Source organism: Streptomyces sp. NBC_01537 (assembly GCF_045040445.1).
Lineage (GTDB): Bacteria > Actinomycetota > Actinomycetes > Streptomycetales > Streptomycetaceae > Actinacidiphila.
Map to the genome: position 1 here is coordinate 4,828,286 of NZ_CP109392.1, position 23,337 is coordinate 4,851,622.

General features: G+C 71.1%; 23 protein-coding genes, 1 tRNA gene and 1 pseudogene. 12 read left to right on the top strand and 13 right to left on the bottom strand.

The genetic code is table 11. From position 1 onward, the window contains the following. Positions 1-103 precede the first annotated feature (103 nt). The gene (gene paaN / locus OG607_RS22205) at positions 104-1,783 is read left to right on the top strand and encodes a phenylacetic acid degradation protein PaaN (RefSeq protein WP_405726100.1); all 1,680 of its coding nucleotides are present in this window, start codon (positions 104-106) and stop codon (positions 1,781-1,783) included. Here the strand turns inward: paaN and OG607_RS22210 are convergent. The 3 genes from OG607_RS22210 to OG607_RS22220 are packed head-to-tail and all read right to left on the bottom strand — an operon-like array spanning position 1,740 to position 4,464. Beyond that, positions 1,740-2,507 carry a TrmH family RNA methyltransferase gene (locus tag OG607_RS22210; protein WP_405726103.1) on the bottom strand — a complete coding sequence of 256 codons (768 nt, stop codon included), beginning with the start codon at positions 2,505-2,507 and terminating at the stop codon, positions 1,740-1,742. The two genes, paaN and OG607_RS22210, sit on opposite strands and share 44 nt — an antisense overlap. Beyond that, positions 2,504-3,748: an HTTM domain-containing protein gene (locus tag OG607_RS22215; protein ID WP_405726106.1), complete on the bottom strand. Its 1,245-nt coding sequence runs from the start codon at positions 3,746-3,748 to the stop codon at positions 2,504-2,506. The genes OG607_RS22210 and OG607_RS22215 overlap by 4 nt, the downstream gene beginning before the upstream one ends. Continuing rightward, on the bottom strand, positions 3,745-4,464 hold the full coding sequence (locus tag OG607_RS22220) for a DUF5819 family protein (RefSeq protein WP_405726109.1): 720 nt from the start codon (positions 4,462-4,464) through the stop codon (positions 3,745-3,747). Before OG607_RS22220 ends, OG607_RS22215 begins: the two co-directional genes overlap by 4 nt. Before the next feature lie 211 nt (positions 4,465-4,675). On the opposite strand from OG607_RS22220, the gene paaA reads away from it, so the two are divergent. Genes paaA through OG607_RS22250 form a run of 6 tightly spaced genes read left to right on the top strand, consistent with a single transcriptional unit; the run spans position 4,676 to position 9,359 of the window. After that, on the top strand, positions 4,676-5,650 hold the full coding sequence (gene paaA, locus OG607_RS22225) for a 1,2-phenylacetyl-CoA epoxidase subunit PaaA (protein WP_405726112.1): 975 nt from the start codon (positions 4,676-4,678) through the stop codon (positions 5,648-5,650). Further along, positions 5,647-5,934, top strand: a complete 288-nt coding sequence (gene paaB / locus OG607_RS22230) for a 1,2-phenylacetyl-CoA epoxidase subunit PaaB (protein ID WP_405726115.1) — start codon at positions 5,647-5,649, stop codon at positions 5,932-5,934. Before paaA ends, paaB begins: the two co-directional genes overlap by 4 nt. A gap of 38 nt (positions 5,935-5,972) precedes the next feature. After that, a complete protein-coding gene (gene paaC, locus OG607_RS22235) occupies positions 5,973-6,674 on the top strand; it encodes a 1,2-phenylacetyl-CoA epoxidase subunit PaaC (protein ID WP_405736969.1) in 702 nt (233 codons plus the stop codon). Further along, complete coding sequence (gene paaD / locus OG607_RS22240) at positions 6,668-7,162, top strand: 1,2-phenylacetyl-CoA epoxidase subunit PaaD (protein WP_405726118.1); 495 nt, start codon at positions 6,668-6,670, stop codon at positions 7,160-7,162. The genes paaC and paaD overlap by 7 nt, the downstream gene beginning before the upstream one ends. Further along, on the top strand, positions 7,163-8,212 hold the full coding sequence (locus tag OG607_RS22245; RefSeq protein WP_405726121.1) for a 2Fe-2S iron-sulfur cluster-binding protein: 1,050 nt from the start codon (positions 7,163-7,165) through the stop codon (positions 8,210-8,212). A gap of 46 nt (positions 8,213-8,258) precedes the next feature. Beyond that, positions 8,259-9,359 carry an acyl-CoA dehydrogenase family protein gene (locus tag OG607_RS22250; RefSeq protein WP_405726124.1) on the top strand — a complete coding sequence of 367 codons (1,101 nt, stop codon included), beginning with the start codon at positions 8,259-8,261 and terminating at the stop codon, positions 9,357-9,359. Between the two features lie 33 nt (positions 9,360-9,392). On the opposite strand, the gene OG607_RS22255 is transcribed toward OG607_RS22250, so the two are convergent. Both OG607_RS22255 and OG607_RS22260 read right to left on the bottom strand, forming a co-directional pair. Continuing rightward, a complete protein-coding gene (locus OG607_RS22255; RefSeq protein WP_405726127.1) occupies positions 9,393-9,728 on the bottom strand; it encodes a rhodanese-like domain-containing protein in 336 nt (111 codons plus the stop codon). A gap of 56 nt (positions 9,729-9,784) precedes the next feature. Further along, on the bottom strand, positions 9,785-10,645 hold the full coding sequence (locus OG607_RS22260) for a hypothetical protein (RefSeq protein ID WP_405726130.1): 861 nt from the start codon (positions 10,643-10,645) through the stop codon (positions 9,785-9,787). A 481-nt stretch (positions 10,646-11,126) separates the two neighbouring features. Between OG607_RS22260 and OG607_RS22265 the strand changes: the two are divergent. Together OG607_RS22265 and OG607_RS22270 are read left to right on the top strand one after the other, a co-directional pair. Next, positions 11,127-12,364: pseudogene (locus tag OG607_RS22265) on the top strand (IS110 family transposase). A 50-nt stretch (positions 12,365-12,414) separates the two neighbouring features. Continuing rightward, the gene (locus OG607_RS22270; RefSeq protein WP_329321541.1) at positions 12,415-12,723 is read left to right on the top strand and encodes a hypothetical protein; all 309 of its coding nucleotides are present in this window, start codon (positions 12,415-12,417) and stop codon (positions 12,721-12,723) included. Between the two features lie 38 nt (positions 12,724-12,761). Here the strand turns inward: OG607_RS22270 and OG607_RS22275 are convergent, their stop codons facing one another. Beyond that, positions 12,762-14,141, bottom strand: a complete 1,380-nt coding sequence (locus tag OG607_RS22275; protein WP_405726134.1) for a DUF2252 domain-containing protein — start codon at positions 14,139-14,141, stop codon at positions 12,762-12,764. Positions 14,142-14,330: 189 nt separating this feature from the next. Here OG607_RS22275 and OG607_RS22280 point away from each other — a divergent pair, with 189 nt between their 5' ends. After that, entirely contained in the window at positions 14,331-16,847 is a 2,517-nt protein-coding gene (locus OG607_RS22280; RefSeq protein ID WP_405736971.1) for a SpoIIE family protein phosphatase, read from the top strand. A 12-nt stretch (positions 16,848-16,859) separates the two neighbouring features. Here the strand turns inward: OG607_RS22280 and OG607_RS22285 are convergent, their stop codons facing one another. After that, positions 16,860-17,267 carry a winged helix-turn-helix transcriptional regulator gene (locus OG607_RS22285; RefSeq protein ID WP_405726137.1) on the bottom strand — a complete coding sequence of 136 codons (408 nt, stop codon included), beginning with the start codon at positions 17,265-17,267 and terminating at the stop codon, positions 16,860-16,862. Positions 17,268-17,369: 102 nt separating this feature from the next. Here OG607_RS22285 and OG607_RS22290 point away from each other — a divergent pair, with 102 nt between their 5' ends. Both OG607_RS22290 and OG607_RS22295 read left to right on the top strand, forming a co-directional pair. Continuing rightward, on the top strand, positions 17,370-17,981 hold the full coding sequence (locus OG607_RS22290; RefSeq protein WP_405726140.1) for an FMN-dependent NADH-azoreductase: 612 nt from the start codon (positions 17,370-17,372) through the stop codon (positions 17,979-17,981). A gap of 155 nt (positions 17,982-18,136) precedes the next feature. Then, a complete protein-coding gene (locus tag OG607_RS22295; protein WP_405726143.1) occupies positions 18,137-19,633 on the top strand; it encodes an MFS transporter in 1,497 nt (498 codons plus the stop codon). Here OG607_RS22295 and OG607_RS22300 read toward each other — a convergent pair. The 6 genes from OG607_RS22300 to OG607_RS22325 form a co-directional block, all read right to left on the bottom strand. Beyond that, on the bottom strand, positions 19,589-20,164 hold the full coding sequence (locus tag OG607_RS22300) for a TerD family protein (RefSeq protein WP_329315365.1): 576 nt from the start codon (positions 20,162-20,164) through the stop codon (positions 19,589-19,591). The two genes, OG607_RS22295 and OG607_RS22300, sit on opposite strands and share 45 nt — an antisense overlap. Before the next feature lie 131 nt (positions 20,165-20,295). Continuing rightward, on the bottom strand, positions 20,296-20,928 hold the full coding sequence (locus OG607_RS22305; protein ID WP_405726148.1) for a hypothetical protein: 633 nt from the start codon (positions 20,926-20,928) through the stop codon (positions 20,296-20,298). Positions 20,929-20,988: 60 nt separating this feature from the next. Beyond that, positions 20,989-21,717, bottom strand: a complete 729-nt coding sequence (locus OG607_RS22310; RefSeq protein WP_405726151.1) for a hypothetical protein — start codon at positions 21,715-21,717, stop codon at positions 20,989-20,991. Beyond that, on the bottom strand, positions 21,645-22,202 hold the full coding sequence (locus OG607_RS22315) for a dCTP deaminase domain-containing protein (RefSeq protein WP_405726154.1): 558 nt from the start codon (positions 22,200-22,202) through the stop codon (positions 21,645-21,647). Before OG607_RS22315 ends, OG607_RS22310 begins: the two co-directional genes overlap by 73 nt. Positions 22,203-22,488: 286 nt before the next feature. Then, positions 22,489-22,611 (bottom strand): hypothetical protein, encoded by a 123-nt coding sequence (locus tag OG607_RS22320; protein ID WP_405726157.1) that lies wholly within the window; start codon positions 22,609-22,611, stop codon positions 22,489-22,491. A gap of 293 nt (positions 22,612-22,904) precedes the next feature. Then, positions 22,905-22,988 (bottom strand) — tRNA-Leu (locus OG607_RS22325). Positions 22,989-23,337 lie beyond the last annotated feature (349 nt).

Below are 23,337 nucleotides of genomic sequence, written 5' to 3' on the forward strand. Positions count from 1 at the left end.
GCCGGTCCCCTCTTGTCCCGACCGAACATTCGGTTAATCTAGCGTTGTTGGCGGCACACCGCCCGTCCCATCCGCCCACACCAGCTCGACGAGGAGTTGGCACATGTTGATCGAACGGCATCGCGCGACGCTCGACAAGGCCCTCGAAGCGATCCGCACTCGCGAGTACTGGTCGCCGTACCCCGAACACCCCAAGGCCTACGGCGACGGCGAGACCGGCAAGGCCGCCTTCGACGCCCTGCTGCACACACGCCTGGACCTGGACCAGCCCGGCACGGACGGCTGGACCGGCGGCGAGGTGTCCCCGTACGGCATCGAGCTGGGCGTGGAGTATCCGCACCCCGATCCGGACATCCTGCTCCCGGCCATGCGCGCCGGCATCCCCGTCTGGCGGGACGCGGGCCCCGAACTGCGGGCGGCGGTCTGCCTGGAGATCCTCGCCCGGATCAACGAGCGGACCAATGAGTTCGCGCACGCGGTGATGCACACCTCGGGCCAGGCCTTCATGATGGCGTTCCAGGCGGGCGGCCCGCATGCGCAGGACCGGGGTCTTGAGGCGGTCGCGTACGCCTACGCGGAGCAGGTCCGCATGCCCGGGTCGGCGGAGTGGGTCAAGCCGCAGGGCAAGCGGGATCCGCTGAGCCTGCGCAAGGAGTTCAAGTCCGTCCCGCGCGGCGTCGCGCTGGTGATCGGCTGCAACACCTTCCCCACCTGGAACGGCTATCCGGGCTTCTTCGCCTCCCTCGCCACCGGCAACGCCGTGCTGGTCAAGCCGCACCCCCGGGCGGTGCTCCCGCTCGCGCTCACCGTCCAGGCCGCCCGCGAGGTGCTCGCCGAGGCCGGCTTCGACCCGGATCTGGTGGCCCTGGCCGCCGAGCGGCCCGGCGAGGGCCTCGCCAAGTCCCTTGCCGTGCGCCCCGAGATCCGCGTCATCGACTACACCGGATCCACCGCCTTCGGCGACTGGCTGGAGGCCAACGCCCGCCAGGCGCAGGTCTTCACCGAGAAGGCCGGGGTGAACACCGTCGTCATCGACTCCACCGACGACTACCGGGGACTGCTGTCCAACCTCGCCTTCTCCCTGTCCCTCTACAGCGGCCAGATGTGCACCACCCCGCAGAACCTGCTGATCCCCCGGGACGGCATCGACACCGACGCCGGGCACAAGTCCTACGACGAGGTCGTCGCCGACCTCTCGTCCGCCGTCAGCGGGCTGCTCGGCGACGACGCCCGGGCCAACGGCCTGCTCGGCGCCCTGGTCAACCCCGATGTGAAGTCCCGTCTGGAGGCCGCCTCCTCGCTCGGCGAAGTCGCCCTCGCCTCCCGGACCGTGCCCAACCCGGACTTCCCCGACGCCGTGGTCCGCACCCCGGTGATCGTGAAGCTGGACGGCGCCAAGCCGGACGACGAGGCGGCCTATCTGTCGGAGTGCTTCGGCCCGGTGTCCTTCGCGGTCGCCATGGACTCCTCGCAGGCGGCGGTGGACCTGCTGCGCCGCACGGTGCGGGAGAAGGGCGCCATGACGGTCGGCGCGTACACGACCTCGCCCGAGGTCGAGCAGCTCGTCGAGGAGGTCTGCCTGGAGGAGTCCGCCCAGTTGTCGCTGAACCTGACGGGCGGGGTCTACGTCAACCAGACCGCCGCCTTCTCCGACCTCCACGGCTCCGGTGGGAATCCGGCGGCGAACGCGGCACTGTGCGACGGCGCCTTCGTGGCAAGCCGCTTCCGGGTCATCGAGGTCAGGCGTCCCAGTTCTGCGAGTCCCAGCGGAACAGCGTCATAGCCACGCTGGTGGCGAGGTTGTAGCTGGAGACCAGGGGCCGCATGGGCAGCGCGACCAGCCGGTCGGCCCGGCCGCGCAGCTCCGCCGAGATGCCGTGCCGCTCGGAGCCGAAGACGATGAGCGCGTCGTCGGGAATGGCGAGGCCCCGGATGTCCTCGCCCTCGGGGTCAAGGGCGAACAGCGGGCCGGGCGGCAGCTCGGTGCGGCCCTGGGACTGTTCCAGCCGTTCCACGGCCGTGGCGTAGTGCAGCCCGGCTCCGGCCCGTACGGCGTTGGAGTGCCAGGGGTCCAGGTCTCCGGTGGTGACCACGCCCGTCGCGCCGAATCCGGCGGCGAGCCGGACCACGGCCCCGACATTGCCCAGGTTGCGGGGGTTGTCGAGGACGACAACCGGCGCGGTCCGGGGAAGCCGGGACAGCCTCTCCCGGTTTCCCCGCTCGCTCGGACGGACCGCCAGCGCGGCCACGCCCGTCGGGTGGATCCGGGGCACCAGTTCCCGTAGGACAGCCGCCGGGACCTCGATCACGGAGGTGGCCAGGGCCGCGGTGAGGTCCTCCGCCAGGTCGGCCGCGAGGCTGAACATGGCCTTCTTGTCGGTGGCCACCGCGAGCGGCACATCGGCGCCGAAGCGCAGCGCGTGCTTCAGCGCGTGGAAGCCGTCGAGCAGCACGGCGTCGGAGGCGTGCTCGCGCCATTGCCCGGCGATGTCGTTCCTGGTGGTCACAACATGAGGTTAGAGGGCTCCGGCTCGCTGCTCTGCCCGGGCAGCTCCACCGCCGGCTTCTCGGTCGGCTCCCCGGTCGGTTCCTGCCGTCGCCGTCGCCGTACAAGGCGCACGAGCCGGTCACCGGCCCACATCAGGAAGCCGGTGGGCAGGAAGACCGCGTCGGCGGTGATCATCGCGAGCGAGAAGAAGGGCAGTCCGAGGACGATCGCGATCGAGGCGTGCTCGATCATCATCACCGCGAGCAGCACGTTCTTCAGGCGGCGGTTGAACAGCGTGAAGGGGAACGCGACCTGCACGATCACCGTGCCGTAGCCAATGGCCATGACCATGAGCCCGCTGCTCGCCATGGCGTGGGAAAGGGCGGGCCAGGGCGTGAAGTCGTCCAGGTGGAGCGGGTAGTAGAGCGCGGTGCCGTCCTGCCACCGGCTGCCCTGGATCTTGTACCAGCCGGCGGTGGCGTAGATCAGGCACACCTCGACGATGATCACCAGCAGGGCGCCGTTGTGCGCGAGGTTGGCGAAGATGTCCAGCACGGTCCGGGGCTCACCGGGCGCGTACCGCTTCGCTGCCCACCAGGCGGCCTGGCAGAGCCAGAAACCCCAGAAGACGACCGCCCAGCCCCAGCTCAGCAGTCCGAGCCCGGTGACCGGGAGCAGCGCGGCGCCCAGCACCGCCCAGAGCAGCACCCCGGTGCGGTCGTCGAGGTCCTCCTCGGTGCTGCGCGCCCGGCGCCGGGAGTCCAGGGACCAGACCTGGCCGCAGCGGGTCAGTACGAGATAGATCGCCATGAGGTGGATGACGTTGTCGCCGCCGTCCCCGATGAAGACGCTGCGGTTCTGCAGGGACAGGACGCCGATCATGAACAGCAGTGACGCGGTGCGGGTCCGCCAGCCGAGCAGCAGCATCACGGACGCGAGGATGGCGGCGGCGTAGACGAGCTCGAACCACAGCCCGCTGCGCGTCCACATCAACGCCGAGAAGGCGTGGTTGTCGGCGATGAGCTGGTGGGCCATGTCCCAGCTCCAGACGCCGTCGGGCCCGTAGATCTCCTGGCGGTACGGCCACTCGCGCAGCAGGTACAGCAGCCAGGTCAGCGAGAAGCCGATCCGGACGACCGCCGTCTGGTACCGGCCGATGGCGGTGCCGGTGAGGCGGGTCAGGCCCCGGGCGATCGCGTCGCCGGTGGCGGCCGCCAGGCCGGTGAAGGGGGACGGGACACTCTGCTGCTGCCCGCTCACGAGCCGTCCTCCTGGTCCTGGCCCTGGCCCTGGCCCTGGTCCTGGCCCTGCTCCTGGGTCACGGGCCACCACGGCAGTACCTGGTAGGTCGTCTTCGTGTCGATCCGCTCGTCGCTCCACGGCGGCGCGGCGACCGGCGTGGTGGCCGCCCGGACCTGGACCCGCTCGACCGTGCCGCCGTCCAGGTGGGTGCCGAAACGGTCCTCCACGATGCGCTGGACATATGCCCTGCTGAGCTCACCGCGCATGCCGATCGGCCGGTTCTGGTCACCGTGCGTACTGGTGTAGAAGGACCAGGCGCGGCGCAGCTCGTTCTGGTTGGCGTGGCTGGGGGCCGGGTTGTGAAGGATCTTGGCGATGTCCATGGCCGTGAGGTCGGTCCAGCCGGTGGTCGTGGTGTCGCCATCGTTCTTGCGCACCTCGGCGCGGGCCCAGATGTGGGTGTTCTGCTGCACCGGGTTGGGGGCGAACAGCTTCCAGTTCTGCTCGAACTCGGGGTAGATGTACTCGGCGACCAGGTCGCCGTGCTGCTCGGTTGCGGTGTTCTCCGGGGCGACGTGCAGAAACACCGCGAGCAGGTGGACGCAGGTGCCGACCGCCACGACGGCGATGCCCAGCGCCACCGCTATCCGGGAGGGGAGCGACAGTGCGCCTGTCCGCCCGATGTCGCCACCCGGTCGGGGCCGCGTGTCCTCGGATGCCTCGGGTGGCTCCATGTCGCTCGCGCTCCTCGTTCCCCACGTACCGTTCCGCACGGAACGGTACTCATGCCGCACAGCAGGGGTACAGCCATCCCCGATTCTCTCCGTGTCGTCCACGTTATCCACAGGCCGCCGCCCCACCTTGACACTGCTCTGGGCCCGGCCCACCATGGAACCGAACGATCGGTCGGTCGGGAGCCGGCGGCCAGGAGCAAGGGGGCTCTGCATGACGACAGCACCGGCGGTGGGCAACGCCACGGACACCGCGGACACGGACCAGCGTCTCGCCGCATTCGACGCCGCGGTCGCAGCGGACTCGCGGATCGAGCCGCGCGACTGGATGCCGGACGCCTATCGCGCGACGCTCATCCGGCAGATGGCGCAGCACGCCCACTCCGAGATCATCGGCATGCAGCCCGAGGCCAACTGGATAACGCGCGCGCCCTCACTGCGCCGCAAGGCCATCCTCATGGCCAAGGTGCAGGACGAGGCCGGCCACGGCCTGTATCTCTACAGCGCCACCGAAACCCTGGGCGCCGCCCGCGACGAACTCCTCGACAAGCTGCACTCCGGCCGCCAGCGGTACTCGTCGATCTTCAACTACCCCACCCTGACCTGGGCCGATGTCGGCGCCATCGGCTGGCTGGTGGACGGCGCGGCGATCACCAACCAGGTGCCGCTGTGCCGCTGCTCGTACGGCCCCTACGCCCGGGCGATGGTGCGGATCTGCAAGGAGGAGTCCTTCCACCAGCGGCAGGGGTACGAGCTGCTGCTCGCCCTCAGCCGTGGCACCCCCGCCCAGCACGCGATGGCGCAGGACGCGGTGGACCGCTGGTGGTGGCCCTCGCTGATGATGTTCGGCCCGCCCGATGACGAGTCCGCCCACTCCGCCCAGTCCATGGCCTGGAAGATCAAGCGGCATTCCAATGACGAGCTGCGCCAGCGCTTCGTCGACATCTGCGTCCCGCAGGCCGAGATCCTCGGCCTCACCCTCCCCGACCCCGCCCTGCGGTGGAACGAGGAGCGCGGTTCGTACGACCACGGGCCCATCGACTGGACGGAGTTCCAGCAGGTCCTGCGCGGCAACGGGCCGTGCAACGAGCAGCGGATCACCCAGCGCCGCAGGGCGCACGAAGAGGGCGAGTGGGTGCGGGAGGCCGCCACGGCCTACGCGGCCAAGCACGAGGGGGTACGGAAATGACCGGCAACGACTGGCCGCTGTGGGAGGTCTTCGTCCGCAGCCGGCGCGGGCTCAGCCACAGCCACGCGGGCAGCCTGCACGCACCGGACGCGACGATGGCCCTGCGCCAGGCACGCGACCTGTACACCCGGCGCGGCGAGGGCGTGTCGATCTGGGTCGTGCCGTCCTCGCAGATCACCGCCTCCTCCCCGGACGAGAAGGACTCCTTCTTCGAGCCCGCAGCCGACAAGCCCTACCGGCACCCGACCTTCTACGAGATCCCGGAAGGGGTGCGGCACCTGTGAACCACGTATCCATGCGCGCCCCGGACACCCCGGACGCCCTGATCGCTCCGATCGCCCTGGGCGACGACGCCCTCGTCCTGGCGCAGCGGCTCGGCGAGTGGGCCGGCCACGCACCGGTGCTGGAAGAGGATGTCGCCCTCGCCAACATCGCCCTGGACCTGCTCGGCCAGGCCCGGGTGCTGCTCTCGCTGGCCGGCGACGAGGACGAGCTGGCCTATCTGCGGGAGGAGCGCGAGTTCCGCAACGTCCAGCTCGTGGAGCAGCCCAACGGCGACTTCGCCAACACCATCGCCCGCCAGCTGTACTTCTCCGTGTACCAGGAGCTGATGTACGGCGAGCTGGCCACAGGCCCGGGTGACCTGGCGGCGCTCGCGGCCAAGGCGGTGAAGGAGGTCGCCTATCACCGGGACCACGCCGTGCAGTGGACGCTCCGGCTCGGCGACGGCACACCGGAGAGCCATGAGCGGATGCAGCGCGCCCTGGATGCCCTGTGGCGGTACACCGGAGAGCTGTTCCAGCCGGTCGAGGGGCTGCCCGTCGACCTGCCGGCCCTGCGCGGGCCCTGGCTGGAGACGGTCGGCGAGGTCGCGGCCCGCGCCACGCTGACCCTGCCGGAGGGCCCCGACCGCACGCCGTGGTCAGCGGGAGCGGGGCGGCAGGGCGTCCACACCGAGCCCTTCGGGCGGATGCTCGCGGAGATGCAGCACCTGCACCGCTCCCACCCGGGGGCGTCATGGTGACCACCGTGCTGGAGGACGAGCTGCGACAGGCGGTCGGCGCCGTCCCGGACCCCGAGCTGCCGGTGGTGACCCTGGAAGAGCTGGGCATCGTGCGCGGCGTCCGCCTCGTCGGCCCGGGCCGGGTCGAGGTCGAGCTCACTCCGACCTACACCGGCTGCCCCGCCATCGACACCATGGCCGCCGATGTGACCCGGGTGCTGCGCGAGCACGGCATGGCGGAGGTGTCGGTGCGTACCGTCCTGTCGCCCCCGTGGTCCACCGAGGCGATCAGCGCCGAGGGCCGCCGCAAGCTGGCCGAGTACGGCATCGCCCCGCCCCGGCCGACCGTGGCCGGCGGCGGTCCGGTGCCGGTGGGGCTGTCGGTGCGGTGCCCGCACTGCGGCTCGCTCGACACCACTCTCCTGAACCGTTTCTCGTCCACCGCCTGCAAGTCGCTGCGCCGCTGCGAGAGCTGCCGCGAACCCTTCGACCACTTCAAGGAGCTGTAGATGTTCCACGCACTCCGGGTCGCCGAGGTCGAACGGCTCACGGACGACTCGGTGGCCGTCACCTTCGAGGTGCCGCCGCCACTGCGCGAGGAGTACCGCTTCTCGGCCGGCCAGCACCTCGCGATCCGCCGGTTCACCGACGGCGGCCAGGAGATCCGACGTACGTACTCGATCTGCGACCCGGTGCCGTACGAGGAAGCCCCGAGCACCCTGCGGGTTGCGGTGCGGCTGGTGGAGGCCGGTGAGTTCTCGACGTACGCGCACAAGGAGCTGCAGGCCGGCGAGGAGCTGGAGGTGCTGACCCCGGCCGGGCGCTTCATCCTGGAGCCGCGCCCGGGCCACTTCGCCGCGATCGTGGGCGGCAGCGGCATCACCCCGGTGCTCTCCCAGGTCCGCACCCTGCTGGAGCGGGAGGCCGAGGCCCGCTTCTGCCTGATACGCAGCGACCGTACGGCCGCCTCGACGATGTTCCTGGAGGAGATCGCCGACCTCAAGGACCGCTGGCCGGACCGGCTGCAGCTGGTGACCGTGCTTTCCCGTGAGGAGCAGCAGGCCGGTATGCCGTCGGGCCGCCTGGACCAGGAGCGGCTGACCGGGATGCTCCCCGGGCTGCTGCAGCTGGAGACGGTGGACGGCTGGTTCCTGTGCGGGCCGTACGGACTGGTGCAGGGCGCCGAACGGGCGCTGCGCGCGCTGGGGGTGCCGCGCGGCCGGATCCACGAGGAGATCTTCCATGTGGACCCGGCGCCGGTGGCAGCCGTCCGGACTCCCGTGGGCGCCGTGGTCCGGGCCACGCTGGACGGCCGGGGCGGCAGCTGGGCTTCGGCCGGTGGCGAGTCGGTCCTGGAGACGGTGCTGCGCAACCGGCCGGACGCGCCGTACGCGTGCAAGGGCGGGGTGTGCGGGACCTGCCGGGCGCGGCTGGTCTCGGGCGAGGTGCGGATGGACCGCAATTTCGCGCTGGAGGCGGAGGAGCTGGACGCGGGCTATGTGCTGGCCTGCCAGTCGCATCCGGTCACGGATGCCGTGGAGGTGGACTTCGACGCCTGAGGCACCTAATCTGACACACCGTCAGATCAAAGGGGAGGCCCTAGCAATGGACTTCAGCTTCAGCGAGGAGCAGCTCGCAGCCGTCGAGGCGGCGCAGGCCGTCTTCTCCGGGGTGGCAGCCGACGCGGTGCCCAGTCCGGCCCTCGTCCCCGGTGCGGTGGCCGAGGACTTCGACCGCCCGCTCTGGCGCAAGCTCGCCGAGGCCGACCTGCTCGGCCTCGTCCTGGACGAGGCCCACGGCGGCGCCGGGCTCGACCCCGTCGCCCTGTGCCTCGTGCTGCGCGAGGCCGGGGCCGTACTCGCCCGCGTTCCCCTCCTGGAAACCTGCGCCGCCGCGCTCGCCGTCCAGCGCTACGGCCCTCCCGAGCTGCGAGACCGGCTGCTCCCCGGCGTCGTCCGAGGCACCCTCGTCCTCACCGTCGCCGCCCACGGCCGCACCGGCCACGACCCGGCCGAGCTCGCCGTCACCGCCCGCCGGGACGGCTCCGCCTGGGTGCTCGACGGCACCCACACCGCCGTCCCCTGGGCCCAGCACGCCGACCGCATCCTGGTCCCCGCCGTCACCCCCGACGGCCACCCCGTCCTCGCCCTGGTGCCCCGCGATTCAGCCGACCTCGCCGACCAGGTCTCCACGAGCGGCGAGCTCTTCGCCGAAGTCCGTCTCGACGGCGTCCGCGTCCCCACCGAGGACGTCATCACCACCGACGGCGCCTGGGACTGGCTCCGCCGCCTCCTCGCCACCGGCACCTGCGCCCTGGCCCTCGGCCTCGGCTCGACCGTCCTGCGCCTCACCGGCGAATACACCGGCAAGCGCGAGCAGTTCGGGCACCCGATAGCCACCTTCCAGGCCGTCTCCATGCAGGTGGCCGACCGCTACATCGACCTGCGCGCCATGGAAGCCACCCTCTGGCAGGCCGCCTCGGACTGGCGGCTCGACCCGGTCGCCGTCGCCGTCGCCAAGATCTGGGCCTCGGAGGGCGTACGCAGGGTCGTCCAGACCGCGCAGCACCTCCACGGCGGCTTCGGCGCGGACACGGACTACGTCCTGCACCGGTACCACGCCTGGGCGAAGCAGCTCGAGCTGTCGCTCGGGCCGGCCGCCATGCACGAGGAGGCCCTGGGGGACCTCCTCGCGGCGGAGGCGTGACGCGCCGAACCGGTGGGCAAACCGATCCGGTGGTCAGAGCACGTACGCGTCCGCGCCGCCGTCCGCCACCACGGGGCGACCCGCGGCCTCCCAGCCGAGCATGCCGCCGTCGATATTGATCGCGTCGACGCCCTGGGCGATGAGGTACTGGGTGACCTGGGCGGAGCGGCCGCCGACCCGGCACATGACGTGGACGCGCTGGTCGGCCGGGACCTCGGCGGACCAGCGGGCGACGACCTCGCCCATGGGGATGTGGAGCGCGCCGTCGGCGTGTCCGGCGGCCCATTCGTCGTGCTCGCGGACGTCCAGCAGGAACGCGTCGGCCGGGACGGCGGCGGCATCCACCTGGGGCAGCTGGGCGTGGAACATGGGAAACGGCCTCCTCGGCCTCCTCGAAACAAACCGACGACAGCGAACGTACCGGCTCAGCCCTTCGCGGGGCGAACAAGCTCCGAGAGCCGGGCCTCGCGATGGGCGACCTGGTTGAGGAGGGACTCGGCGATCTCGTTGAGCAGGCCGTCCGGGTCGTCCGGGGCGAGCTTCATCATCTGCCCGATGGCGCTGCCCTCCAGTTCGGCGGCGATCGCCGCGAGCGTCTCCTTGCGCTCGGCGAGCCATTCCAGCCGGGCGTAGAGGACCTCGGCCTCGGTCGGCAGCTCCTCCTCGGTCACCGGCCCCGCCGCCCACTCCTCCGACAGCTCGCGCAGCAGCGCCTCGTCGGCGTGGGCGTAGGCCTCGTTCACCCGGGCGATGAACTCGCTGCGGCGCTTCTTCTCGCCCTCCTCCTGCGCGAGGTCGGGGTGGGCGGCCCGGGCCAGCTCGCGGTAGAGCCGCTGGGCCTCCTTGCCGGGGCGGACCCGGCGGGGCGGGTTGGGGTCCTCGACCGGGCGGACGCCGTCGGAGCCGAGCATGCCGCCGAAGAGCTCCTCGACCCCGGGCATGGGCATCACCAGGGCGCGCGCCTCCCAGGCGCGCTGGATGTCCTCGCGGTCGCCGCTGTTGGCGGCGACCGCCTCCGCGATCAGCGCGTCGAGCTCGTCGAGCCGCGCGTACATCGGGCCGAGCTTCTGGTGGTGCAGCCGGGAGAAGTTGTCCACCTCGACCCGGTAGGTCTCCACCGCGATCTCGAACTCGATCAACGCCTGCTCAGCCGCGCGCACCGCCCTGGCCAACCGGTCCTCGGGCTTGCCGGCGTTCGAGGGGCTCGACGAGGCGTTCGAGGGGTTCGAGGAGGTCGATGGGTCAGCGGAGGGGATCGTCGGCGGGTCCGTCGGCGCGTTCGTCACCTGGACAGCCTAATCCGGTATTGGCAGCGGTTCGGAGAGACACAGCGTTCCTCCGGCTGTTCGAGCCCCAGGTCCGTGACATCTGTGGACAGCCTGGCCGAGGTGACGCCTGCTCGTAGATCGGTGGGCGGTCCTGGCGCTCGTGATGGCGGTCGCGTGGGCGCCGGACGGATGCCTTTCCCTGACCGGGCCTGGATGCCTCAGTGCAGATCGGCGGCGTTCGGCGCCTTCGCGGCCGCCACCACCCGTTGCTGTGCTCGCTCGTTGGTGTTCGTGGTGCGAGCCCACTGCACGGTGACCTCTCGCAACGCCCGAGCCGCCCGAGCTCCCGCATAGACCGAGGCCCGCGCGGTGCGCTGGTGCCACGAACGGCTAGTGAGGTGGCGGACCGGCCCAAGTGCCGAGTCCTGGGATTAGGTCGCTGCGTGGCCCCGCATGCGCTCGTGACCAGCGCAAACACCCCGCACCTTGGGAGGGAAACGTGATCTACTGCGGAATCGACTGGGCCGAGAAAACCCACGACGTCGCCCTCGTCGACGACACCGGCCAACTGCTCGCCAAGCGCCACATCACCGACGACGCGGCCGGCTACCAACTCCTGCTGGACCTGCTCGCAGAGCACGGCGACACCGAACAGGCCCCGATCCCGGTGGCCATCGAAACCTCCAGAGGCCTGCTCGTGGCGGTGCTGCGGACCGGCAAACGGCAGGTCTTCGCGATCAACCCGATGGCCGCCGCCCGCTACCGCGACCGCCACAGCGTCTCCCGCAAGAAGTCCGACCCCGGCGACGCCCTCGTCCTGGCCAACATCCTGCGCACCGACATGCACGCCCACCGCCCACTGCCAGCCGACAGCGACCTCGCCCGCGCCATCGCCGTCCTGGCCCGCGCCCAGCAGGACGCCACCTGGAACCGCCAGCAGATCGCCAACCAGCTGCGCTCCCTGCTGCGCGAGTACTACCCCGCCGCCCTGGACGCCTTCGCCACCTGGACCAACGGCCTCTGCCGTCCCGAGGCCCGCGAGCTCCTCAAACTCGCCTCCACCCCGGCCGCCGCCGCGAAGCTGACCCGCCCCCGGATCGCCGCCGCCCTCAAGCGGGCCGGCCGCCGACGCGGCATCGAAACCGAGGCCGAGCGGCTGCGCGAAGTCTTTCGCGGCGAGTTCGCTCACCAGCCGCCCCTGGTCGAGCAGGCCCTGGGCAAGCAGATGCTCGCCCTCCTGATGCAGCTGGAGGCCGCATGCACCGCCGCCGACGACCTCGCCGAGGCGGTGGCCGAGGCGTCCCTCGGCACCCGGACGCTGAGATCATCCTCAGTTTCCCCGGCCTCGGCCTCCAGCTCGGTGCCCGGGTGCTGGCCGAGATCGGGGACGACCACGCACGCTTCGCCGACGCCCGCGGCCTGAAGGCCTACGCCGGGTCCTCACCGATCACCCGGGCGTCCGGCAAGAAGTCGAACGTCACCCGCCGCTGGGTGAAGAACGACCGGCTCAACCACGCCGGCTACCTCTGGGCCTTCTCCGCGATCACCGCCTCACCCGGAGCCAAGACCCACTACCGACGGCGCCGCGACGACCACGGCGACTGGCACGCTGCCGCCCAACGCAACCTCTTCAACCGCATGATCGGCCAGCTCTACCACTGCCTCCAGAATCGGAAACTCTTCGACGAGCAATCTGCGTTCCCAGCACCGTCGCAGGCAGAGGAGGCGGCAGCCTGAACAGCGAAGACACCTTGCTCACGCTGGCGATGGAGGCTGATCATTCACCCATGAGACCCGAAGTGCAGGCGTTCGTCGCCGACGGCCCGCTCCCCGACTGGGACGCGAGCGAAGAGGAGATCGACAGGCGTGTCGAGCAACTCGAAGCGATTCCAAAGCCGGTCACGGGCGAGGAAGCCCGAGCGCTGGTCTCCTGCTTCGGCCCAGACGACTGCTACGGCGTCGCCGGGACCCTGCTGCACCTCATCGAGACCGGCCCAAACCCCGTCCTGACCACCGACCCCGGACCCCACGCCAACGAGTGGCACCGGCGCCTCTACAACCGCGCCGTGAACGGAGGGCTCATCCCGAAAACTTGACGGCTTAGCACCGTGAGGTGTCTACGAGGAGCCACCGGTCATATTCCAAGCTCGGCCGGGATCCGCCCGCTCCGCACCGCTTCCACCAGCTCCGCGTGGTCCGCTTCGGTACGGTCCGCGTACGTCACCGCGAAGGCGGCCACGGCCTCGTCGAGCTCCTCGCCCTTGCCGCAGTAGCCGGTGATCAGCCGCGGGTCGGCGCTGTGCGCGTGCGCGCGGGCCAGCAGGGCGCCCGTCATGCGCGCGTAGTCGTCGATGAGCCCGGCCTGCAGGGACGCCGGGTCGACGCTGCCCTTGCGGTTGCGGAACTGCCGCACCTGGTACGGACGGCCCTCGACCGTCGTCCAGCCCAGCAGGGTGTCGCTGACGACCTGCATCCGCTTCTGCCCGAGCACGACCCGCCGGCCCTGGTGCTCCACGTCGGGCACCTCCGGCAGGTACGGGGCCAGGGCCGAGGCCCGCGCCTCCTTGACCTGGAGCACCAGCGGCTCGCCCAGGTGGTCCAGGAGCAGCACCACATACGACCGCAGGCCGACGCTGCCCGTCCCGACCACCCGGAAGGCCACGTCATGGACGGCGTAGCGCGCGAGCAGCGGCAGCCGGTCCTCACCCAGGGTGCGCAGATAGTCCGCGAGGGACAGCGCGACCGCCGCGGCCTCCTTGTCCGGTACCCGGCGCAGCACCGGCGGGGCGTCGACGAAGCGCCGGCCGCCGTCCGGCACGGGCTCGGTGGCGCGCGCCGCGAACTTGGCGCTGGTGTTCTTGCGCGCCTTCTCCGAGACCCGCCCCAGGGTGTCGCGCAGATCCCCGGCATGCGCATGCGCGACCAGTCGCTCGTCGGCGATGGCGTTCCAGGCCTCCGCCACCGGCAGTTTGGCCAGCAGCCGCATGGTCCGCCGGTACGCGCCCACCGCGTCGAAAGCCGCCGACCGGCAGATGTCCTCGTCCGCGCCGGCCTCCCGGCCCGCGAGCACCAGCGAGGCCGCGAGGCGCTTGAGATCCCACTCCCACGGACCGTGGGCGGTCTCGTCGAAGTCGTTGATGTCCATGACGAGGCCGCCGCGCGCGTCACCGTAGAGACCGAAATTCGCCGCATGCGCATCCCCGCACAGCTGCGCGCCGATCCCGGAGGCGGCCGTACCCGCCAGGTCGGCGGCCATCAGCCCGGCCGACCCGCGCAGGAAGGAAAAGGGGCTCGCCGCCATCCGCCCGACCCGCAGGGCGATGAGGCCGGGGATCCGGTCCTCGTTGGAGGCCCGCACCGACTCCACCGCGCCCGGCCGGCCGGCCGCCGCCTCGAAAATCCCGTGCGCCTCGCGCGGAACGCGCTCGCGCAGGGCCCGGCCGTCGGCCTTCGGTGAGCCGGGGTGCGGCCACCGCGCAAATCCCGACACAAGCGGAATTCTCTGCTCCATCATGAGTCCCTCCCTGCCCCGAAAACCCGCGCGTCGAACTGAAGTGCCCGGTTGGTCATATCTGGGGCCAATCGCGCCATTTACCGGACCACGCCCGATGATTCATGCTTGCCTGGACCGCAACCCAATACGACACTGATACTCCCTCAGCGCCGGCCCGGCCCGAACCGCAGGTGCACATCGTTGGACGAGATGACCCGGCTGCCCGCCACCGCCGCCACGACGAGCCCGATCGCGACCACGGGCCTGTCCGCCCTGCTCCGCCTCGCAGTCCTGTGCGTCGATCCGGACGGCAACATCTCGTACTGGAACCGGGGCGCCGAGGAGCTGTTCGGCCACCGCTGGGAGGGCGTCTTCGGCCAGCGCGCCTCCGGCCTGCTGCCCCATCCCGCCGATCCGGCCGGTGAGCGCCAGGACACCCTCGACCTGCTCGACGACCTCACCCGCCCCGCCTGGGCCGGGGTAATGGCCGCCACCGACCGCGACGGCGCGGTACGGGACGCCCTGTGGTGGTCGTACCGGATCATGGAGCCGGCCGGGCGCAGCCTCCTGGTGATCGCGGCCAACGCCAAGCCGCTGCGCGCCGGGGCGCTGCGCATAGCGCTGGGCGACCGCATGCTGCCGTACACGGCCGCCGACGGCGTGAGCGACGGAACGCCCGAAAACGGCGTGCGCATCGCGGCCCGGCTGGCCACGGTGTCCGACCCTGCACATGCCGAGCACCTGGGCGCCCGCCTGGGCGCCGTGCTGCCCCGGGTGAGCTCGGGGCGACTGGACCGGATCATGCGGCAGATCGTGCCGTACGGCTACCCCGTACTGGAAGTGGAGGGGACCGTTCCGCTGCCGGTGCTGCCGTACGAGCAGGGCCCGCCCGGCGGCAACCCGGCCGTCCGCCGCCCGGCCCGCGCCTCAGGATCGGCCGGCCGCAAGGAACTGCTGCCCGCGCAGAGCTCGTACGGCGCGCAGGGCACGTACGCCGCGCAGAACGCGCAGGCCGCCCGGAGTGCGCACCCCGCCCCCGCCCCCGGCCACACCCTCGACGAGCAGCTCGCCCTGCTCCGCGAGATCGGCACCAAGGTCGGCACCACCCTCGACCTGGACACCACCGCCCGGGAGCTGTGCGCGGTCACCGTCCCGCGCTTCGCCGACTACGCCGCGATCCTCATCGTCGACCAGCTGTTCTCCGACACCGAGCCGCCCAAGGACGACCGGCCGTCCGGCATGATCACCGCCCGCCGGGTCGCGGTCGCGCACAACGGCCCGCCCGGCGGCCCCTGGGACACCTCGCTGCCCGAGGGCGAGCTGATCCCGCTCGCCGCCAACGAGATCACCCCGCGCCTCGGCGATCCGTTCCTCATCCCGGTGATAGACCCCGCGCTCGCCGAGGACATCGCCGCCGACCTCGGCGTACCGGCGCTGGGCCCGCTGCTGCCGCACCACTCGATGGTCGTCGTCCCGCTGACCGCGCGCGGCACCGTGCTCGGCCGGATGTGCCTGGTGCGCCGCCCGGGCCGCCGCCCCTTCGACGCCAAGGACGCCGAGACCGCCGGCGAGGTCGTCGCCCGCGGCGCCGTCCACCTCGACAACGCGCGCCTGCACCGCCTGGAGTCGCGCGCCGCCGCCACCCTGCAGCGCAGCATGATGCCGACCCGCCCGCCGAAGATCCCCGGCGTGCGCATCGCGCACCACTACCGCCCCGGCGACCGGCAGGCGCAGGTCGGCGGCGACTGGTTCGACGCGATCCAGCTCCCCGGCGGGCGCGTGGCGCTGATCGTCGGCGATGTCATGGGCCACGGCCTGCTCTCGGCCGCCGTGATGGGCCAGTTCCGTACGTCCGTGATCACGATGGCCGCCCTCGACCTGCCGCCCGCCCAGCTGCTGCGCCACCTGGACAACCTGGCCCACCGCCTGGGCGCCGAGCACCTCGCGACCTGCGTCTACGCGGTCTACGACCCGATCCACCGGTCCCTCACCCTGGCCAACGCCGGGCACATCCCGCCCGTCCTGGCCCGCCACGACGGCCGCAGTGAGCTGCTGCAGATCCCCAAGGGCGCCCCGATCGGGGTGGGCGGCGTGCCGTTCGAGACGGTCGAGATCCCGGTGCCGGACGGCAGTTGGCTGGTGCTGTGCACCGACGGGCTGGTCGAGGTGCGCGGGCAGGGGATAGACGCGGGGCTGGCCGCCCTCTGCTCCAATGTCATCGAGCCGGACCAGACCCCCGAGGACGTCTGCGAACAGATCCTCAGCAAGGTGCACTACGACGACCGGGGCGACGATGTCGCGCTGCTGGTCGCCAACTTCCAGGGCATCCCCTCGGACGATGTCGCCGAGTGGAAGCTGGACATGGACCTGTCCGAGGTGCGCCGGGCCCGCGAGCTGACCCGCGACCAGCTCGCCGTATGGGGCCTGACCGGCAACATCAGCGAGCTCACCGAGCTGCTGGTCAGCGAGCTGGTGACGAACGCGCTGCGGGCCGCGTCCCACGAGGTGAGCCTGCGCCTGATGCGGGTGGGAAAGCTGCTGGTCGAGGTCTCCGACGACGACCACAACCTCCCGCAGCTACGGCGCGCGGACCCCAATGACGAGGAGGGCCGCGGCCTAACCCTCGTCAGCCACCTGTCGCGCCGCTGGGGCACCAGCCGCAAGGCGGTGGGCAAAGTCGTCTGGTTCGAGCTCCCGCTCCCGAGCCCGTCAAGCCAGCCCGGCTAGCTGGCTGCCCGGCTAACCGGGCTGGACGGCCTCGCCCGCGATGGCTTCCTTGGCCTCCCGGACCCCTGCGCAGGGCGAGTCGCCCGGCAGATACGCCTCCGCCCACTGCCCCAGGGCCTCCAGCGCCGGGCCCAGCGCCCGCCCCGCCTCGGTGAGCCGGTAGCTGACCCGCAGCGGCGGGCCGGCCTCGACCTCCCGGGTCAGCAGTCCGGCCTCGGCCAGCTCGGTGAGCCGGTCCGAGAGCATGCGTTCACTGATCTTCGGAATGGCGCGGCGCAGCTCCGAGAAGTAGACCGCGCGCTGTGTGAGGACCGCCACGATCAGGCCGGTCCAGCGTTTGCCGAGCAGCTCGAAAACCCGTGTCAGGGCCACATCGACCCCGGTACACGGCTCCACCGCTTCTTCCTGCTGCTGTCCCATGCGCCAAGGGTACTGCCCTTGCCCTCCATGGCTGCAAAAAAGTAAGCTCCTGTGGTACCAATAGCTACGTACGAATGTTTACCTGGATCGGAGACAGCCCCCATGCCCACGCTGCTGCACATCGACTCCTCCATCTGGCCCGCCGAGGGCTCCGCTTCCAAGGATGTCGCCGCCACCTTCCGCAAGGAGTGGGAGGCCCAGCATCCGACCGGCACGGTCATCCACCGCGACCTGACCGCCGAGCCGGTCCCGCACATCGACGCCGCGACCTACGCCGCCGCCGCCGACCACCCCGTACGCGGTGCCCTGATCGCCGAACTGGAGCAGGCCGACGCGATCCTGATCTCCGCGCCGATGTACAACTTCACGATCCCCTCCACCCTCAAGGCGTGGCTGGACCAGGTCATCCTGCTCGGCCGCACCGCCGGTGAGACCCCCTCCGCCGCCGGTACCCCGACCGTCGTCGTCGCCTCCCGCGGTGGCGGCTACGGCCCCGGCACCCCGCGCGAGGACCACGAGTTCGTCATCACCTACCTGACGAAGGCGCTGGGCGCCCTCGGCCTCGACGTCCACTTCGTCGTCCCCGAGCTGACCCTGGCCCGAGTCGTGCCCGCCATGGCCGACCTGGTCGAGATCGCCGACGCCTCCAAGGCCAAGGCCCACGAGGAGGCCGCCGCCAAGGCGAAGGACTTCGCCGCGAAGGTCGCCGCCTGACCCCTGCTCCACGAAACGGCCCCGCCCCCGACCCAGGAGCGGGGCCGTTCGCGCGCGGCTTTAGCCAGTCTTTGCGTTCCCCGGGAAGAAAAACAGGCGGCAAACTAGTTGCCTAGGATTACTAAATTGGGCGAATTCCCGGGGGGACCCTCCGCATGACCAGTTCCACCGACACCGCGCACGACCGACGACAGGGCAGCGCCATCGTCGCCGTGCTCTCGCTCGCCGGCATCGTCGTCGCCGTGATGCAGACGCTCGTCGTACCGCTCATATCCGAGCTGCCGGCCCTTCTGCACTCCTCCGCCTCCGACGCCTCCTGGGTGATCACCGCGACCCTGCTGGCCGGCGCCGTCGCCACCCCCGTCATGGGCCGCCTCGGCGACATGTACGGCAAGCGGCGGATCCTCTTCGTCAGCCTCGGCCTGCTGGTGGCCGGCTCCGCGCTGTGCGCCTTCACCTCGTCCCTCGTACCGATGGTGATCGGCCGGGCCCTGCAGGGCGGCGCCATGGGCGTCATCCCGCTGGGCATCAGCATCATGCGCGACGAGCTGCCGCGTGAGCGGATGGGCTCCGCGATGGCCCTGATGAGCTCCTCGCTCGGCATCGGCGGCGCGCTCGGCCTGCCCGGCGCGGCCCTCATCGCCCAGCACTGGAACTGGCACAGCCTGTTCCTGGTCTCCGGCGGCCTCGGCATCGCCGCGATCGCGGCGATCGCCGTCTTCGTCCCCGAGTCGCCCGTGCGCACGCCGGGCCGCTTCGACGTCGCGGGCGCGATCGGGCTCAGCGCGGGCCTGATCTGCCTGCTGCTCCCGATCACCAAGGGCGCCGACTGGGGCTGGGGCAGCGGCACCACCCTCGGGCTGTTCGCCGCCGCCGTAGTGATCCTGCTCGGCTGGGGCGCCTTCGAGCTGCGCACCGCCGAGCCGCTGGTCGACCTGCGCACCACCGCCCGCCGCCAGGTGCTGCTCACCAACCTCGCCACGGTCATGGTCGGCTTCGTGCTCTACGCCCAGATGCTGGCCCTGCCGCAGATCCTCGAACTGCCCGAGGCGACCGGCTACGGCCTCGGCCTGTCGATGGTCAACGCCGGTCTGTGCCTGGCCCCCGGCGGTCTGATCATGATGTTGATCTCGCCGGTCTCGGCCCGCATCACCGCCGCCAAGGGGCCCAAGGTCTCCCTGCTGATCGGCATCGCCATCTCCACCGTCGGCTACACGCTGGGCACCGCGCTGCTCAACGCCGTCTGGCAGCTGATCGTCGTCGGCCTGGTCATCGGCGCCGGCGTCGCCTTCGCCTACGCGGCCATGCCCGCCCTCATCATGGGCGCGGTCCCGCCCTCGGAGACGGCCGCCGCCAACGGCCTCAACACCCTCATGCGGTCGATCGGCACCTCGACCTCCAGCGCGGTCGTCGGCGTCGTCCTGGCCCATATGACGCAGCCCCTGGGCACCGCCGTCGTCCCCTCCCTGAACGGCTTCCGGACCGCCTTCGTCATCGCCGCCTCGGCCGGTGTGGTCGCCCTGGCCATCGGCGCCTTCATCCCGGGCAAGACGAAGGGCCGTACGGCGGTGACCGCCGTACGGCCCCAGGCTGCCGGACCCGAGGCGTCAGAGGTTGACGCCGAAGTCCTGAGCGATGCCCCGCAGGCCTGACGCGTAGCCCTGCCCGACGGCGCGGAACTTCCACTCCGCGCCGTTGCGGTACAGCTCGCCGAAGACCATCGCGGTCTCGGTCGAGGCGTCCTCGGTGAGGTCGTAGCGGGCGAGCTCGTTGTTGTCGGCCTGGTTCACCACGCGGATGAAGGCGTTGCGGACCTGGCCGAAGCTCTGCGACCGGCCCTCGCCGTCGTAGATCGACACCGGGAAGACGATCTTGGCGACCTCGGCCGGGACCGTCGTCAGGCTGACCTTGACCTGCTCGTCGTCGCCCTCGCCCTCACCCGTGATGTTGTCGCCGGTGTGCTCGACCGAGCCCTCAGGGCTCTTGAGGTTGTTGAAGAAGACGAAGTGCTTGTCCGAGACGACCTTGCCGCTCTCGTCGACCAGCAGCGCGCTCGCGTCCAGGTCGAAGTCCGTGCCCGTGGTCGTACGCACGTCCCAGCCCAGACCGACGGTGACCGCGGTCAGTCCCGGGGCCTCCTTGGTCAGCGAGACATTGCCGCCCTTGGAAAGGCTGACTCCCATGGATCTCCCTGCTCAATCCGGCGCGGGCCGCGCCCCTTGACGATTCCTTTACTGACCTTGCCCAATTGACCCAACGCGCACGTACCCGCCCCGGTTCCCGGCCATGCCCCCGCTCACCCGCGTGCCGCACATCAGGCCCTGACCTCGACGCCGGGGGCTTCCTTCTCGGCGCCGGCGGCCTCCCGCCGGCCCGTGTGCCAGCGGGTCCAGGTGCCCAGGCACATGGCCAGGGAGATGACGCGGAGCCCGTAGAGGGTGTCCTGCGACCGGTCCAGCCGCGGGTCGAGGAACTGGGTCACGTAGGTGATCAGCAGGTTCGTCCCGAAGAGCATGGAGACCGTGATCGGCTCGCTCCGTACGATGCCCTGCTGGAGCAGGTACAGCGAGATGATCACGCCGACGACCCTGATCGCCAGGATCGCGCCGACGTTGCCGGGGGAGTACGGCCCGAAGCCGCCCCGGACGACCGGGATGGCCAGGGTCGCGACGATCAGGGCCGCGAAGCGGGAGCCCATCATCTGCCGCACCGACATACCCGCGTCACCGAGCCGCTTCGTGTAGTAGGTGATGCCGGACAGCGAGGTGGAGGTCAGGACGCACGCCACGACCCCGAAGACCAGCTTGCCCCTGGGCAGGTCCCCGATGGCCGATTCGCCGCTGGAGGCCATGGCCACCAGAAAGCCCCTGGCGGCCAGCATCGCGCCCGCCGCGACCAGCTCCAGCGGGAGCGCCTTCGTCCCGGGACGGAGCTTGAAGCCGAGCACGATGGTGATGGTCGGGCGTGGTCACGGCTAGCCGGCTCAGGACCTCCTCCTTGGGCACCACTATCTGGCGCAGGGTGTCGCCGAAGTCCAGTACGCATTCGTCGGCGCCGCCGGAGAGCGTGTCGCGCAGCCAGGCACTGCCCCGCGCCCCGTGCAGTCCGCGGCCGTTGAACCGGACGACCCAGCCGGCGCCGGTGGGCCGGGCCGCGCTTGGCGCTGTGGCCGCTGTGGACGGCGGCCACCGCACCCAGGTCGAAGCCGGCGGGGAGCTCGTCGACGTACAGCCGGTGTGCCTCGGTTACCGGTTCGGCGCAGCTGTGGGAGACCTCGCGGGCCGCGGTGAGCGGGCGTACCTGCACCAGGTGGACGCCCTCGGAGTCGCCGGCCCTGATGCGGGCGGCGACAGCCGGGGCCTCGTAGTACGAACGCCAGCACCGCTCGACGGCGTCGATGACAGCCTCGGCGCCTCGGACACCCAGGACGGTGGTGGATCCCGGCGAGGCTGGACCCCTCGGTGTCCTCGTCGAGCCCCGAGGAACGGACAGCGAGCTCGGGCTGCCCGGCGCCGGTGTCGCCGAAGACCTCGTTCAGCCGGGCGGTGAGCAGCCTGCGGGCCTGCTCCGGGACACGGATCTCGGCGCCGGCCTTCTGGATCTTCGCCACGGTGTCCGCGAAGAAGGCGCCGACGGTGGCCTTCGTGTCGGCGAAGGCGTCGGCTAAAGCGGCGTTCTGCCCGTCGGGGAGGGCGTCGACGAACTCACCGGCCGGCACACAGAAGGCAGTGGGCACGCGGAAGTCATGGCTGGCCGCCGCCAGCTGCGCGAACTTGGGCCCCACCTCGCTCGGCTCGCAGGTCGCCCCCAGCCCGGGGAAACGCTGCCGCGCGAACTGCTTGTCGAAGTCGATGTGGAGGTCGCTGGACCGGGGCCCAGCGAGCCCTGGTACTTGCCGTCGTACAGGACGATCTCCCCCTGCGGACGCCACCACATCATCTGGCCGATGTTGATGCCGGGGTACACCCGGACCCGGTTCATGCTGTACAGCTGCAGCGTCCACTGGCCGGTGTAGCCGATGTCGCCCAGGCTGGCCGAGAGGTTGATGAACAGGCCGAGCCGTGCCACCGAGGAGCGCGCAGCGAAGGTCGGGGCGTAGTGCTCGCTGCCCAGCACCTCGACGGTGTGCGCGAGGTAGAGCCGGCCGGGCTCCAGGACATAGCCGCCGTCCGGGATCTCGATCTCTTCGAAGCCGTTCGTGCGCCGGGCGTCCAGCGGCATGTCCTGGTAGACCCGCAGGGTCCTGCCGAGGCGGAAGTTTGTAGCTGTTGGGATTGACCTGCTCCGGAGTGAAGGGGCTCGATCGTTATACGACCGTTCATGCGTTCTCGCTCGATTTCGGTGCCCGTCAGAATCATGGGTCGGCCTGTTCGCTCGTTCCCGAAGGAAGATGTGAAGGGCCTCGGAAGGGCCGGCCCCGGCGAGGGCGCCCGAGTGGCGCACGGTCGCGGAGGGGGCGGACGGCCAGGAGGCAGAACATTCCGGCGATGGCGGACAGGAGTCCCGGTCAGTCCCCGCCGGTGTCGAAGTCCCGCCCGACGAGCCCGACCAGCCCGACGAACCCGACGAGAACCGCCCCGTGCAACAGCTTCATGAGCCCGCCTTCGTCCGTCCGCCGGACTCCCCGCATCAATGGCGACGAGACGAATCACGCTGCCATGACCTGCACGGGTATCGAGGGCACACAGCCGCCCAGCATGCTGCAGGGCAGCATGATGACGCCCCCGCACAAGGGGGCAAACCCCAGCGAGAGGGGCATCAGCCGCGCCCTCGGAGGACAGCTCGGCGCCGGGAACCCAGCCGGACGGCACCGGCGACAAGGGCGCGGGACGGCGACCGCCCCACCAGCCCCACGCGAAAAGGTGCCCCCGACCGGTGACTTTCGTCACCGGCAGGAGGCACCTTTTCCTGGGTGCTTCTCTGTGCGCGAGGGGGGAGTTGAACCCCCACGCCCTTTCGGGCACTGGAACCTGAATCCAGCGCGTCTGCCTATTCCGCCACCCGCGCATGGGTGCTGCCGTTCGATTCCCGCGCACTGTCCGGACTCTCGGTCCGGGCGGTGCGGGAGCGCCTCCCGACATGCAGAAGATTAGCACGCTGCCCAGGGTGGAATCACATCCGTTTCGGACCGCCCCCGGGCGCGGGGAACCGCCCGCTGTTGCGGGACACTGACAGGAGGCACCTCTACCATCCCTGTGGGGGAGCTGCAGTGGAGCCGTGTGAGCGTTGACACTGGCCCACTGGGCAGGAGTGGGGAACCACGGGATTTCCCGGCGCGTGGATACGATCAGTAAGCAGTACCGGAAGGATCGCGGCGAAGGATCGCAGCGACCGGCCGCAGGACCTCAAGGAGGGA